The sequence below is a fragment of the Halorubrum sp. SD626R genome (assembly GCF_001261915.1).
Lineage (GTDB): Archaea > Halobacteriota > Halobacteria > Halobacteriales > Haloferacaceae > Halorubrum.
Genome location: NZ_CVRT01000148.1, coordinates 19,443 through 32,150, shown reverse-complemented (window position 1 = coordinate 32,150; position 12,708 = coordinate 19,443). Strand labels below are relative to the sequence as shown.

The 12,708-nt window shown below is 68.9% G+C and carries 13 protein-coding genes and 1 tRNA gene; 7 read left to right on the top strand and 7 right to left on the bottom strand.

Features of this window, described 5'->3' with window-relative positions; all coding sequences use genetic code 11:
• The first annotated feature begins 41 nt into the window (after positions 1-41).
• Positions 42-1,403, top strand: a complete 1,362-nt coding sequence (locus SD626R_RS14585) for an aminotransferase class III-fold pyridoxal phosphate-dependent enzyme (RefSeq protein WP_092567057.1) — start codon at positions 42-44, stop codon at positions 1,401-1,403.
• 40 nt (positions 1,404-1,443) lie between these two features.
• Here the strand turns inward: SD626R_RS14585 and SD626R_RS14580 are convergent, their stop codons facing one another.
• Complete coding sequence (locus SD626R_RS14580; RefSeq protein WP_092567056.1) at positions 1,444-2,787, bottom strand: amidohydrolase; 1,344 nt, start codon at positions 2,785-2,787, stop codon at positions 1,444-1,446.
• 135 nt (positions 2,788-2,922) lie between these two features.
• Here SD626R_RS14580 and SD626R_RS14575 point away from each other — a divergent pair, with 135 nt between their 5' ends.
• The 3 genes from SD626R_RS14575 to SD626R_RS14565 all read left to right on the top strand — a co-directional run bounded on the left by SD626R_RS14575 (position 2,923) and on the right by SD626R_RS14565 (position 4,565).
• On the top strand, positions 2,923-3,900 hold the full coding sequence (locus SD626R_RS14575; RefSeq protein ID WP_092567055.1) for a D-2-hydroxyacid dehydrogenase: 978 nt from the start codon (positions 2,923-2,925) through the stop codon (positions 3,898-3,900).
• A 111-nt stretch (positions 3,901-4,011) separates the two neighbouring features.
• Positions 4,012-4,242 (top strand): DUF433 domain-containing protein, encoded by a 231-nt coding sequence (locus SD626R_RS14570; protein ID WP_092567054.1) that lies wholly within the window; start codon positions 4,012-4,014, stop codon positions 4,240-4,242.
• On the top strand, positions 4,242-4,565 hold the full coding sequence (locus SD626R_RS14565) for a DUF5615 family PIN-like protein (RefSeq protein WP_092567053.1): 324 nt from the start codon (positions 4,242-4,244) through the stop codon (positions 4,563-4,565). The genes SD626R_RS14570 and SD626R_RS14565 overlap by 1 nt, the downstream gene beginning before the upstream one ends.
• Before the next feature lie 18 nt (positions 4,566-4,583).
• Here SD626R_RS14565 and SD626R_RS14560 read toward each other — a convergent pair whose 3' ends face one another.
• On the bottom strand, positions 4,584-5,765 hold the full coding sequence (locus tag SD626R_RS14560) for a M24 family metallopeptidase (RefSeq protein ID WP_092567052.1): 1,182 nt from the start codon (positions 5,763-5,765) through the stop codon (positions 4,584-4,586).
• A 226-nt stretch (positions 5,766-5,991) separates the two neighbouring features.
• On the opposite strand from SD626R_RS14560, the gene SD626R_RS14555 reads away from it, so the two are divergent.
• A complete protein-coding gene (locus SD626R_RS14555; protein WP_092567051.1) occupies positions 5,992-7,659 on the top strand; it encodes an aldehyde ferredoxin oxidoreductase family protein in 1,668 nt (555 codons plus the stop codon).
• 97 nt (positions 7,660-7,756) lie between these two features.
• On the opposite strand, the gene SD626R_RS14550 is transcribed toward SD626R_RS14555, so the two are convergent.
• The 5 genes from SD626R_RS14550 to nth form a co-directional block, all read right to left on the bottom strand.
• On the bottom strand, positions 7,757-9,181 hold the full coding sequence (locus tag SD626R_RS14550) for an aspartate aminotransferase family protein (protein WP_092567050.1): 1,425 nt from the start codon (positions 9,179-9,181) through the stop codon (positions 7,757-7,759).
• Between the two features lie 122 nt (positions 9,182-9,303).
• Positions 9,304-9,972: a type 1 glutamine amidotransferase gene (locus tag SD626R_RS14545; protein WP_092567049.1), complete on the bottom strand. Its 669-nt coding sequence runs from the start codon at positions 9,970-9,972 to the stop codon at positions 9,304-9,306.
• A gap of 334 nt (positions 9,973-10,306) precedes the next feature.
• Positions 10,307-10,391, bottom strand: a tRNA-Leu gene (locus SD626R_RS14540).
• 74 nt (positions 10,392-10,465) lie between these two features.
• A complete protein-coding gene (locus tag SD626R_RS14535; protein ID WP_092567048.1) occupies positions 10,466-11,038 on the bottom strand; it encodes a phosphatase PAP2 family protein in 573 nt (190 codons plus the stop codon).
• 42 nt (positions 11,039-11,080) lie between these two features.
• Positions 11,081-11,782, bottom strand: coding sequence for an endonuclease III domain-containing protein (gene nth, locus SD626R_RS14530; protein ID WP_092567047.1), 702 nt, complete (start codon positions 11,780-11,782; stop codon positions 11,081-11,083).
• 135 nt (positions 11,783-11,917) lie between these two features.
• Between nth and SD626R_RS14525 the strand changes: the two genes are divergently transcribed.
• Both SD626R_RS14525 and SD626R_RS14520 read left to right on the top strand, forming a co-directional pair.
• Positions 11,918-12,226 (top strand): cyclin, encoded by a 309-nt coding sequence (locus tag SD626R_RS14525; protein ID WP_092567046.1) that lies wholly within the window; start codon positions 11,918-11,920, stop codon positions 12,224-12,226.
• Positions 12,227-12,321: 95 nt separating this feature from the next.
• Entirely contained in the window at positions 12,322-12,672 is a 351-nt protein-coding gene (locus SD626R_RS14520; protein ID WP_092567045.1) for a DsrE family protein, read from the top strand.
• The last annotated feature ends 36 nt before the right edge of the window (positions 12,673-12,708 follow it).

The window sequence follows — 12,708 nt, the reverse complement described above, 5'->3', positions numbered from 1 at the left end:
CTATACCAAGTTTTAATGTACGTAGTATACATAATCTGTGTATGGATAGGGATACGGCCGAACCGGCCGCGGATGCGTTCCCCGGGCCGAACGCGCGGCGCTGGGTCGACTTCCACCAGTCGCACTCCGCGCCCAGCGAGTACTCCCACGAGTTCGTCTGGGACGTGACCCGCGAGGCGGACGGCCCCTTCGTCACCGACGTCGACGGCAATGTCCTCCTCGATTTCACCTGTCACATCGGCGCGGCCCCGCTCGGCTACAACAACGAGAAGGTGCTCTCGAAGCTGCGGGAGTTCGACCTCGTCGAGCCGCTGAAGATCGCGGGCCAAGACATGTACTTCGGCTCCGGACCGACCCCGGAGGAGGCCGACTTCCCGGGATCGAGTCACCTCATGGACCGGCTCACAGACGTCTCGGGCCAGTACGGGATGGACACCGTCTTCCTCTCGAACTCGGGCGCCGAGGCGATGGAGAACGCGATGAAGATCACCCACGACCACCGCTCGCCCGCGAAGTACGGCGTCGCCTTCGACGGGAGCTTCCACGGTCGCACGCTCGGCACGCTCTCGCTGACGAAATCGAAGGACGTGTACACGCGCCAGTACCCCGAGATCAGCGGGATCGAGACGGTCCCGTTCTGCGCGGACCGCGGCTGCGACGCCGAGACCTGCGACTGCGGCTTCTTCGCGGGCGGCGGCTCGCGGCTCCGGAACATGCTCGCGCCCGAGGGCGGGCACGTCGACCCCGCGGAGATCGCCTTCCTGACGCTCGAACCGGTCCAGGGCGTCGGCGGCTACCGCTTCCCGAGCGAGGCGTTCATGGACGAGGTCGCGGCCGTCACCGACGAGTACGACATCCCGCTCGTCGTCGACGAGATCCAGTCCGGCGTCGGCCGGACCGGAGAGATCTGGGCGTCCGACCACTACGCGATCGAGCCGGACGTGATCGCGGCCGCGAAGGCGCTGCGCGTCGGCGCGACGATCTCCCGGTCGGACGTCTTCCCCTCGGAGAAGAACCGCCTCGGATCGACGTTCGGCGGCGGCGACATCCTCGGCTCGATGATGGGCACGTTCACGCTGGAGGCGATCGAGGAACACGACCTGCTCGACAACGCGACCCGGCGGGGCCGGCAGGCGAGGGAGCTCCTCCGCGACGACGCGCCCGAGACCGTCGTCGACGTCCGCGGCAAGGGGCTGATGCTCGCGGTGGAGTTCGACGCGCCCGAGCGACGGGACGCCGTCGTCGAGGCCGCCCTCGACCGCGGCCTCCTGACGCTCGGCTGCGGGAAGAAGACGATCCGGCTCCTCCCCCCGCTCGACGCGACCGAACGCGAGATCGCGCTCGGAACCGGGCTCTTCCTCGACGCGGTCGACGCCGTCAGCGCGAGCGCGGCGGTCAACTGACGGCCTTCGTCGTCTTCTCGCCGTTACGATCCGTCGCGACTCACTCGCGTCCGGACCCGTCACCGGTCGCCCCCGACCGGACGGTGGCGTGGCCCCCGGTGTGCGGCACCGGGTGTCGCCGTTCGAGGTCCCGGATCGCGCCGACGAGGACATCCACCCCGTGGCGGATGCTCCGCTCGTCGACGTCGAACGTCGGCGTGTGGTGGCTCGTCGGGTGGTCGGTGCCGACGATGAGGTACGTCGCCAGCCCGCCCTCCTCCTGGACGCGCTCCATCAGGAACGTCGCGTCCTCGCTCGCGCCGAAGTCCGCCGCCGGGCGCACGCTGTCGACCCCGTCGACGCCCTCGGCGACCTCGGTCACCAGCGCCTGCAGCTCCGGGTCGCTGTCCGCGCGCGGCGACTCGCTCACCACGTCGACGGTCCCGCGACAGCCGTGCATCGTCGCCGCGGCGCGCACGGTGGTCTCGAACCGCCGTTTCATATACTCCATCAGCTCGGTCGTCTCCCCGCGCGCCTCGGCCTCCATCTCCGCGCGCTCGGCGATGACGTTGCTCGCGCTGCCGGCCTCGGCCCACCCGACGTTGACCCGCGTCATGCCGTCGGCGTGACGGGCGATCCCGTACGCGTTCTGGATCGCCGTCCCCATCGCCTGCATCGCGTTGTCGCCCTCGTTCGGGGCCTTGCCGGCGTGCGCCGACGTGCCCTCGATCGTCGCGTCGAGGTGCGCCATCGCCAGTGGCTTCTCGATCCCCGCGACCACCTCGCCGGTCGGGTGATCGAGGCCGACGTGGACCGCGAGCAGGTAGTCGAGGTCGTCCGCGAACCGGCTCTCGGCCATCGGGTGGCCGCCCCCGCCGGTCTCCTCGGCCGGTTGGAAGAAGACGACCAGCCGCCCGGCGAAGTCGCTCTCGGCGATCGCTTCGAGGACCGCGAGCCCCCACGTCATGTGCACGTCGTGGCCGCAGGCGTGCATCGTCCCGTCGATCTCGGAGCGGAACCCCTCGTCGACGGGCTCGTGGTCGGGGGCGGTCGACTCCTCGATGAACAGCCCGTCGATGTCGACGCGCAGGCCGATCGCGGGCCCCTCGCCGCGGTCGAGGACGGCGACGCATCCGGTGTTCCCTCCGGTCATGCGGTCGAGCAGCTCGCCGTCCGCGCCGTGTTCCCGGGCGCGCTCGATCCACGGCTCCAGGTCGGCGTCGGGGACCGCCATCCGGTCGGCCGGGTCGTACGCGTCCGGACCGATCGCGAGCTCGTCGACGCCGATCGACCGGATCTCGTCGACGAGCGTCGCCGTCGTGAGGAACTCGCGCCACGCGGGCTCCGGGTGGCGGTGGAATCGTCGGCGGACGCTGGCGAGCCGATCGCGGATCGGTTCGTTCATGCGAGTGGCTCTCTCGCTCGACCGTCTTAAGCGTGGCCCGTTGTACACGATTGTCGTGTACACGGGATACACGAAAAGATAAGAAACCCCCTCGCGTTGATCCGTCAACGCGTCGTTCCGACGCGCTCACCGCTCATGAGCTCAGACCAGACCGCTGACCCCGACATCGTCGTGTTGCGCGAGGGAACGGAAGGCCTGTCGATGGCGTCGTACGCGGACGCGCTCCGCGAGCGGCTCCCGGACCGAACGGTCGCGCTCGCGCGGACGCCGGCCGAGGAACGCGACCTCGTGTCACGGGCCCGGGTCGCGACCGGTATCACGCTTGACGCCGACCTCCTCGACCGCGCCGACCGGCTGGAGCTGTTCGCGTGCACCTTCGCCGGCACCGACCACGTCCCGACCGACGCGCTCCGCGACCACGGCGTCACCGTGACGAACGCGGGCGGGATCCACGCGCCGGGCATCGCCGAGCAGTCGATCGCCAACATGCTGGTGTTCGCGCGGAACCTCCACGAGGGGTTCCGCCGGAAGGCGAACGGCGAGTGGCGCCACTTCCAATCCCACGAGTTCACCGACAGCACGGTCACCGTCGTGGGGCTCGGCTCGATCGGGCAGGCCGTCGTCCAGCGGCTCGCCGGCTTCGAGGTGGAGACGATCGGGATCCGCTACACGCCCGAGAAGGGCGGCCCCACCGACGAGGTGCTCGGCTTCGACGACGACGACGTCCACGCGGCGTTCGCTCGGAGCGACTACGTCGTGCTCGCGTGCCCGCTCAACGACCTGACCCGCGGGATGGTCGGCGAAGAAGAGCTGGCGACGCTCCCGCCGAACGCGGTCGTCGTCAACGCGGCCCGCGGCGGGCTCGTCGACACCGACGCCCTGATGTCCGCGCTCCAGACCGAGGGGATCCGCGGCGCCGCGCTCGATGTCACCGACCCCGAGCCGCTCCCGTCGGACCACGTCCTCTGGGACTTGGAGAACTGCCTCATCACCCCGCACACCGGCGGTCACACGCCAAAACACTGGGACCGGCTGGCCGACATCGTCGCGGACAACGTCGCGGCGCTGGACGGTAACGGCGAGTTGGAGAACGCGGTCGTCACGCCCGACTGACTTCGTCGCGCTCGGCGGAGACGGACCGCCGTGCGAGGCGCGCATCTCGCCGGGGAGAGGAGCTCAATCGCCGGACCCGGTGTTTAAGTCGGTGAACGGCCAACTCGACGTATGGGAATCGTCCGGGATTCGGAACACAGCGACGGTGCGCCGACGATCGAAGGAACGGGGATCCGCGTCAGAGATGTCGCCTCTGCGTACGAACACAGCGGCTACGGTCCCGACGAGATCACGCAGTTGTACCCCGATCTCAGTCTCGGTGATGTCCATCGGGCGCTCGCGTACTACTACGACCACATCGACGAATTCCGGTCGTCCTCGTCCGAACCGGCCTCGGCGTAATGCGACCGCTGTACTGTGACGAGAGCATCTGGATCCCAGTCGCCGAAGGACTTCGCCGACGCGGATGGACGGTCCGTACCGCCCGAGACGCGGGGACCCTCGGTGACCCCGACCGTGACCAGTTGCGGTACGCGGTCGACAACGACTGGCTCCTCCTGACGTTCGACGAAGACATCCTCTCACTCGTCGAAGGCCAGGGGCTGGAACACGCAGGCCTGATCTACGTGCGACAGGCCGGACGACAGATCGGCGAGGTGGTGAAAGTCGTCGACGAGCACCTACAGCACAGGCCCGAGAGCGATCGCTCGATTCAGTTCCTGTGAGGCGCCTCTCGTCACCGCTCAGGTCGTGAACAGCTCCCGCGGGAAGTCGGCCAGCGTCTCCGCGCCGGTGGAGGTAACGCGGAACGTCTCGCTGATCTCCATGCCGACGTCGGGGGTCCAGATACCGGGGATCATGTGGAACGTCATGTTCTCCTCCAGGACCGTCTCGTCGCCGGGGCGGATGCTCGCCGTGTGCTCGCCCCAGTCCGGCGGGTAGCCGAGCCCCATCGAGTAGCCGATGCGGTCCTCCTTCTCGACCCCGTACCGCTCGATGGTGGTCCGCCACGCCTTCTCGACGGTCTCGCACGTGACGCCGGGCTCCGCGGCGTCGAGCGCCGCCTCCAGTCCCTCGACGACGATATCCGCGGTCTCCTCGAGCTCGGCCGGCGGGTCGCCGACGAAGGTCGTCCGGGCCAGCGGCGAGTGGTAGCGGTGCCGACAGCCGGAGAGCTCGATGATCACCGGGTCGCCGTCCTCGTACCGCCGGTCCGTCCACGTGAGGTGCGGCGTGCCGGTGTGGTCGCCCGACGGCATCAGCGGGACGATCGCCGGGTAGTCACCGCCGAACTCGTCGGTCCCGTCGATCAGCTGCTGGTAGATGGCGGAGGCGACCTCGTACTCGGGGACACCCTCGCCGACGGCGTCGAGACCGGCCTGCATCGCGTTCTCGGAGATCCTGGCGGCCTGCTCCATGTACGCCAGCTCCTGTTCGGACTTCTTGATCCGGATCCAGCCGACGAGCAGCGTCGCGTCCTCGAAGTCGGCGTCCGGGAGATTCTGTTGGAGCCGGGTGTACGACTTCGCGGTGAAGTAGGCGGCGTCCATCTCCAGCCCGACGCGTCCGTCGGCGACGCCCAGCTCCTCGAGGACCCCCGCGACGTAGTCCATCGGGTGGAGGTCCTTCGGCGACTGCACGTGGTCGTCGCTGTACGCGCGAATGCTCTCCTCGGCGAGGTGCGTCGTCGCCCGCGCGCCGTCGCCGTCCATGTCGCGGCCGATCCAGACGGGCTCGTCGCGGTCGGGGGTGACCACGACCGCCTGATGGACGTAGAAGGACCAGCCGTCGTAGCCGGTCAGGTAGTTCATGTTCGCCGGGTCGCTGACGACGATCGCGTCGAGGTCGCGCTCGCGCAGCCGCTCTTTCGTCCGGGCGACCCGCCGCTCGTACTCGGCCTCGTCGAAGACGTGTTCGCGTGGCATAATAACAGGGCGTCTACGAAGGGAATCCGGGAGCAGCGGCATAAATTCACCGTGTATATTACAAACGGATTCTGTGTACATGTTCACCGGCGCTCCCCGGAAATTCGCTCCGAAGCGCCGCTGAGGCGCCCTCCGAGCGATACCGAGAGAGCGGTCGAGAGGAGGTAACGCCCGCAGTTCGTCCGGCTTGCTCGGTTTTTTGTGTCTCGTCCACGGAGGATCGACCATGCTACACAGCACCGGGCCGCTGCTGTCGATCGACGTCAGCGAGCGGACCACGTCAGAGACGGACATCACGGAGGTTCAAGAGCGGTATATCGGCGGACGGGGCGTGGCGACGCGGCTCGCGCACGAGCGGGTCCCGTTCGACGCGGACCCGCTCGGTCCCGAGAATCGGGCCGTCTTCACCACCGGGCCGATGCAGGCGTCCCAGATGAGCTTCACGGGCCGGACGAACTGCACCGCGCTGTCGCCGCTGACCGACGGGCTCCTCTCGTCGAACGCCGGCGGCTTCGTGTCTCGTCACCTCGCGGCGACGGGGTACGGGGCGATCGAGCTGGCGGGCGCGAGCGACGAGCTGGTCGTCGTTCACGTGCGCGACGACGGCGTCGAGTTCGAGGCGGTGCCGGACCTCGCGGGAGCGACCGTCCCCGAGACGACGGGCTATCTGGAGGACGAACACGACGTCTCCAAGGAGCAGACGGCCGTGATCGGCCCCGCCGGCGAGAACGAGGTCCGCTTCGCGTCGATCATGACGACCGAGGAGCGCGCGTTCGGCCGCGGCGGGCTGGGCGCGGTGCTCGGCTCGAAGAACGTCAAGGCCCTCACGTTCGACGGCGACTCCGCGCCCGAGGTCTCGATCGACGCGACCGCGACCGACGTCCACCGCGAGGCCGCCACCGAGGACCACATCATGAAAGAGCAGGGGACGGTGGCCGTGATGGACCTGGCCAACGAGATGGACGGGCTCCCGTCGTACTACTTCTCCGAGCGCTCCTTCGAGGGCGTCGAGGGGATCAACGGCGCCGCCGTCGCGGAGAAGAAGTACAAGAAGGGGACCTGCTCGGCCTGCGCGTTCGCCTGCAAGCTCCCGACCCGCGACGAGGCGCGCGGCGTCGAGACCGAGGGCCCCGAGTTCGAGGTGGCGATGGCGTTCGGCTCGAACTCGGGCGTCGACGACATCGTCGACGTGATGGAGTCGAACCGCCTGTGCGACGAGTACGGGCTCGACGCCATCTCCATGGGGAACACGATCGCCGCCTACCTCGCCGCCGAAGACGAGTTCGGCAACCGCGAGCTCATCTGGGACCTCGTCGAGCAGACCGCCCGGCGCGAGGGCGTTGGCGACCGGCTCGCGGAGGGTATCGGTCGGATCCACGACGACCTCGGCGTGGAGAACTGGTCGGTGAAGAACATGGACTTCGCGGCCCACGAGGGGCGACTGCTCCACGGGCAGGCGCTCTCGTACGCGGTCGCGAACCGCGGCGCCGACCACATGTACGCGACGTTCTACTCCGTGGAATACCCCCTGGTCGAGGAGGGAGAGGCGATGGCGCCCGCGGGGTTCGAGGGGAAGGCACAGCGCCTCGTCGAGCGTGAGAACCTGATGGCGCTCAACGACAGCGGCGTCGTCTGCAAGTTCTCCCGCGACTTCATGACGCCGGAGCGCTACGAACTGCTGTTCGACGCCGACTTCGAGGAGCTGCTCGCGGCGGGCGCGCGCACGGTGACGCTGGAGCGCCACTTCAACAACCGGCGCGGCCTCGACGGCGACGACGACCGCCTCCCGTACGAGGCGGAGCTCCCCGGCCTCGACGACGCCATCGACTCGTACTACGAGCTCCGCGGGTGGAACGACGACGGCACGGTGCCCGAGTCGGCGCTGCCGGCGTAGCGCTCCTAGGCCGTGCGGATCCCGTCCCGATCGAGCTAAACTGGAACGTGGATACGTCGCAACCGACGCGAAATCCGATTAAAAGAGTCGACGCCGCCTACGCCGGCCGCCGTCCTTCCGTGGTCGCCGCGATGGCGTCCGCGATGATATCGGTGGCGACCTCGGCCTGTCGCTCGGTCAGCACGAGCGGCGGCAGCAGTCGCAACACGTTGCCGTGGCGGCCGGCCTTCCAGACGAGGACGCCGTGTTCGAAGCAGTACTGTTGGATCGCGTCGACGACGTCGCCGTCGGGGTCGCCGTCCTCGTCGACGAACTCCGCGCCGATGAAGAGCCCGCGGCCGCGGACCTCGCCGATGCGGCCCGTCCCCTCGCCGGCGGCCCGGAGGCGGTCACGGATGTACTCGCCGAGGTCGCGGGCGTGCGCTAGGAGGTCGTGATCCTGGATGTATTCGATGGCGCGGGTACCGGCGCGCATCGCGACCACGTGGCCGCGATAGGTACCGGCGTGGCCGCCGGCGTCCCACGTGTCGAGGTCCTCGTGGTAGATCGTCGCCGACAGCGGGAAGCCGACGCCGCCGAGCGCCTTCGCCGTCGTCATGATGTCGGGCGTGACGCCGTCCCACTCGCTCGCCCACCACTGCCCGGACCGACCGAGCCCGCTCTGGATCTCGTCGAACATCAGCGGGATGTCGTTCTCGGTGGCGATCTCCCGAAGCCCCTTCAGGAAGCCCGACGGCGGAACGATAACGCCGCTCTCGCCCTGGATCGGCTCGACGAAGATCCCGGCGGGGTTCGCGAGCCCCCCGTAGGGGTCCTCGATGATCTCTTGGACCTCCTTGAGCGCGCGCGCACACGAGGGGGCGCCGCAGCACTCGCTCGCGGGGCGCGGACAGACCGACGCCGCGTCGCCCGACTCGTCGCGGTCGATGAACGGCGAGGGGTACTTGGCGTGGACGACCTCGGGGAGGAGCGGCGTGTAGTCGTCCTTGAACCCCTTGTTCGAGGTGAGCGCCATCGCGCCGGAGGTCGCGCCGTGGTAGCTCCCGCGGAACGCGATCAGCCCGTCGCCCCCGGTGTTGTACTTCGCGAGTTTGATCGCGGCCTCGACCGCGTCGCTGCCGGTCGGCCCGCCGAAGACGACCCGGTTCTCCCCGCGGAGGCCGGGCGGGGCGATCTCGTCGAGCTTCTCGATCAGGTCCAGTCGGGCCTCGGTCGGGAAGTCGATCGTGTGGACGATCTCCTCGGTCTGCTCGCGGACGGCCTCCAGCACGTACGGGTTCGAGTGGCCGACGTTCAACACGCCGATGCCGGCGAACATGTCGATGTACGTGTTGCCGTCGGCGTCTCGGAGCGTCGCCCCCTTCGCCTCCTTGAACGCGACCGGAATGTCGTCGGGGTACGCGACCGCGCTGCTGTCGATCTCCTCCTGTTTCTTCAGGAGCCGCCGCGACTCCGGACCGGGGACTTGGTCGACGCTCGGCTCCTCCGCGAAGTGCAGGTCGTGGATCGGCGGTCCTGGCATGCCCTAACCGATACGATCCGCCCACATAGAATTGGTGCAACCAGCAATCAATGACAGTGTATACGGAATTCGTTTTCAGTTCGCGGCAGTCGCCGTCGGATCGCCGCGACGCCGCGACCGGATCAGGCCTCCGCTCGGCGAGTGAGCGCTCGGAAGTTCTCTAACACCCGCCCGGCGCTGACATCCTCGAACGAGTGGCCGTCCGACTCCCAGTCGAAGTCCTCGACGAGCCGGTCGCGGTGTGCGGCCGTGATCTCCGGGTGGAACTGGACCGTCCACAGGGGCGCCGTCCGGTGCCGCGTGCCGAACACGCGGGCGTGGGGCGCCGACGCGATCACCTCCATCCCCTCGCCGAGGTCCGTCACGGCGTCGCCGTGCAGCGACACGACGACCGGGTCGACCCCCTCGAACAGCGGGTCGTCGTCGAGGGTCGCCTCGACGAGCGCCGCGGTCGTCCCGACCGCCTCGACGCTCCCGCCGAGCGCCGCGTTGATCACCTGATGCCCGAAACAGACGCCGAGCGTCGGGATCTCCCGCTCGACCAGCTCGCGGACGAGCGCCTCCTGCTCGGCGATCCACGGACGGCGCTCGGCCTCGTAGACGGCGGCCGTGCTACCGGTCAGGACGACGCCGTCGGCCTCGTCGAGCGGCACCCGCTCGCCGGCGACGAAGTCGATCTCCTCGGCGTCCGGGAACGCCGCCGCGAGCGCGTCGCAGTGGTACTCGCAGTCGGGGTCGACCTCGTTCCGGACGACGTACAGCTCCGACGGGTCCGTGGTGCCAGTTGTCACACATCCACGTTCGTCGGCGATCGGCGTTATCCTTTCGGCTCGTCGGGTCGGTCGCGTCGGTCGCGTCGGTCCCGCGATACGGGCCGGCCCATCACCGTAACTCGCGCGGGACCGGATTCGAACCTCAGTCACTCCACTTCGCTCCGTTCCCTGCTTCGAATCCTCAGCACCCATTCGCGGCTCACGAACTGTTCGCCGCGAAATGCGCGGGACCGGATTCGAACCGAAGGAAGACGTGCTCACTCGCTTTCGCTCGTTGCGCGCGACTTCCAGGGTTCGGAATCCGCTCCTGCTCCCTCCTTCGTTTTCTCGCTGCGCTCGAAAACTCAGTCAGTGCGCGGGACCGGATTCGAACCGGCGGACCCCTACGGGATAGCGTCCTAAGCGCTACGCCTTTGGCCTGGCTCGGCAACCCGCGCGCGGGCTATCGTACCCGAGTGCCTCAAAAATAGTTGTCGCTACCGTCCCGCGACGCTCGGCTCGCCCCCTGCCCTCAGAGGTCGGTCTCGAACGGCAGCAGGTCGAGCACCGCCTCCTCGCCCACTCGGTCGATGAGCCGCTCCGCGAACAGGACCGCGGCGATCCCGAGGCCGATCCCGAAGAGCGTGTCGGAGAGGTAGTGGGTGCCGAGGTAGATCCGCGAGAAGGAGATCAGCCCGGCGAAGCCGGCGGTGACGGCGAAAGGCAGCACGTCGGAGTCCCGCGCGATCGTCGCGTACGCGGTCACGGCGGCCGCGTGTCCGGAGGGGAACGAGCTCGTCACGCCGGTGTCGCCCTCGGTGATACACACCGGATCCGGGGGAAACGGGCGCTCGACGAGCGACATCAGCCCCCAGACGACGACGCCGAGCAGCGACAGCGCGACGACGCTCTTGACGAACTCCTCGCGCCAGCCGGCGAGGTAGAACAGCCCGACGAACACGACGCCGGCCGTGACGGAGCCGAGACCGGTCATCGACGTCATCATCACCGTCAGCATCCCCGTGCGGATCGCCCCGACGAACTCGACGCCGAGCCGATCGATCCAGTGGACGTAGTTCAGGACCTCACCGATCAGCGCGTACATTCGTGGCCGATCCTATCGGCCGGACGACCATAGGGGTCCCGTTCACGCGCAGAACTCGCAGTCGCAGTACGCGGCGCAGACGGGGTTGTCGCAGTCGGCGCCGCGAGCGGAACAGCGCTCCCGTCCGTGCCGGATCAACAGCACGTGGAGCGGATAGGTCAGCTCGTCGGGCACGATGTCGTCGAGGGCGTCGTGGGCGGCCTGGTTCGAGGCCGACTCCGGAACGAGTCCGAACCGCTTGGAGACGCGCTCGACGTGGGTGTCGACCGCCATCGTCGGCTTCCCGAAGTGGAAGTTCAGGACGACGCTGGCGGTCTTCGGACCGACGCCCTTGATATCCGTGAGCCACGCCTTCGCGTCGTCGGTCGTCATCGCGTCGAGGAACGCGAGCGAGTAGGCGCCCCCGGTCTCCTCGCGGATCGCGGCGAGCGCGCGCTGGATCCGGGCGGCCTTCTGGTCCGGGAGCCCCGCCACCCGGATCGTCTCCTTCAGCTCCTCGTGGTCGGCCGCCTCGATCGCCGCGAAGTCGTCGTACCGGTCGAACAATGACTCGGAGGCCCGCCGCGTGTTCTCGTCGGCGACGTTCTGCGAGAGGATCGTCGTCACCAGCTGTCGCACGCCCTCACCGGGCTCTGCGGTCGGGTCGGCGCCGTGCTCGGCGACCCGATCCACCGGCTTGTACAGCGACACCAGGTCGTCGTGCAGCTCGCGCACCCGCGTCTCGTCCCACGCTTGCGTGGACATATCCGCGGTACGGTCGACACCGACTTTAGCGCGACGGCCGGGGCGACCCGGACCGCCTCTCGATCGGCTCCCGGCGACCTCGCGCCGCCGCCCCTCCGCGCGGCCTTTTTATACCGTACCGCCCAACGGTCGGGCATGTACCGAGCGAGCGATCGCGTCGACAACGCGGCGTGGATCGAGCGGCTCGACGACGCGTGCGCGACGCTCGACCTCGACGAGGAGGCGCTCTCGACGGCGACGGACCTGTTCCTGTCCCGGGCGCCCGACGACGACCGCGGGAAGCGCGTCGCCGCCGCCGCCAGCCTCTACGCCGCGGCGCTGATCCGCGGTCAGGAGCGGTCGCAGTCCGCCGTCGCCGACGCGATGGGCGTCTCCCGGCTCTCCGTGCAGAAGCGGTGGAAGCCGATCCTGGAGGACGCCGGCTTCTCGCCGCCGACGTGGTAGGAGTCGGCAGTCTCGCCCGCGTTCCGCGTTGACCCGGCTCTCGTCGGGCGAGTGCGCGGCGGGGGATTCACTACCGAGCGCGCGCTGATCGGGACATGACCGACTCGAAGACGACGGTGTTCCACGTCTCATCGCCGCGCTCGCTCGGCGTCGTCGAACGGAAAGCTCGGAACCTCCTCGCGGACGACACGGTCGAAATCGACCGGATCCGGATCGTCGTCGACGACGGCGAGACGATCGCCGAGTTCGACCGGAACGAGTCGCTGGCGGCCGCGCTGGCGTCGCTCCCCGAAATCGTCGAGATCGCGGTCTGTCGAAACGCGCTGTCCGGATCGCCCGTCGATGCCGTCAGCGAGCCTGAGCGCGTCGAGGTCGTCGCCTCCGGCGTCGGGGAGTTGACGCGGCTCCAGCGCGCCGGCGCGGCCTACATCCGACTCTGCGACTGAGCGGTGATCGCCCGGGTGAGATCGGTCGCAAGGGGG